Source organism: Candidatus Magnetaquicoccus inordinatus (assembly GCF_004217665.1).
Classification (GTDB): Bacteria; Pseudomonadota; Magnetococcia; order Magnetococcales; family Magnetaquicoccaceae; genus Magnetaquicoccus; species Magnetaquicoccus inordinatus.
Genome location: NZ_RXIU01000492.1, coordinates 1 through 1,174 on the forward strand (window position 1 = coordinate 1; position 1,174 = coordinate 1,174).

Here is a 1,174-nt window from a genome sequence, read left to right on the forward strand (position 1 = left end):
TCAAAAAGAGGGATCTCTCGAGCTATCCTAAGACCGTCAGCGTTATGGCATTTGCAACGCCAATCGTTGGGTTGAGATGGTATATCGGGTTTCTTGGCAAGGTGGCTGATTTTTTTGGAGTTGATGGAAAGGACGTAGCTGACCTTGATCCAAAATCACCTGTGCTAAACAAGTTGCACGAAGATCTGACTGCGCTTAAACAGCAAATGGAAAGCAACGACGAAGCAAAATCTCTTCTCTTTCCTGTTCAATTTTACGCAGGCACGAGAAGTGATGGCGTTGTCGAGCCGCTTCAAGCTACCTCCTCCTATTCTTGGTATTTGCCAGGGTGGCCCAAGCCGGTGCACGATGAATCTTTTCATATATATAATATATCCAATGGTGGAACTTTTTATGAGCCGCGCTACCCATCGCATGTGGTAGCTTTGACTGCTTTCGGACAATTGCCATATTCCCCGCGTGATGAAACGCTATTTCAGGAGGACGTTGTTGCCAATGTCACGGATGATTGCCGGCGAGATAAATTGATTTCCGGTCTCAATACATATATCCGTAACAGTGGAAACTATCCGGCGATACTGGGTGTAGTTAGACAGATGCTTTTTTCCGCGCACCAGCGAGATCGGATGGTAGACAACAAATTTCTTTTGACAATGACCGAGATCGTACAGTTGGCATCTCGCAATCCAACGGATAAACAGGCGGCGGTCAGTTTTCTTGAAGGGTTGGCGAAAATATTACAAAGCATGCACCCCGTGGTTGGCAGTGATGTAACTAAGTTAGGTCACAACCGCGCTGATTCAGTTGAACTCCTGTTAACAATGATGAACGAGACACGGAAATCGACTGTCAATCTGATCAAGCAGGATCCGCAGCTTCAGGCCAGTCTGATGGGAAGAACGTTGTCCGATTTCAATATTGAGATGCTGGCTACCATCGCAAGTTTCCTGAATTCGCAACATACGCCTGTAGTGAGGAAAGCCCAGAGCCTGCTGGCAGAGGCGATCAGAGAGGCCGAAGACAATGGGTATTTTGATTTCGCGATTAATGAGGTCGTAAAATATTACGAACACCGCCCGGCGTTGAGCGATGGGGAAAAAATCGAAATCGCGGATCTGCTGGTGCATGGCGTGGAAAAAGGTGGTACTACCCGATCTATATCTATTGCGGCCTT

1 protein-coding gene is annotated in these 1,174 nt (G+C 47.2%); it reads left to right on the top strand.

The genetic code is table 11. The annotated features are described in order from the left end of the window. Positions 1 to 1,174, top strand: a 1,174-nt coding sequence (locus EJP87_RS18215) for a hypothetical protein (RefSeq protein WP_193771500.1), incomplete at both ends; no start/stop codon positions are given.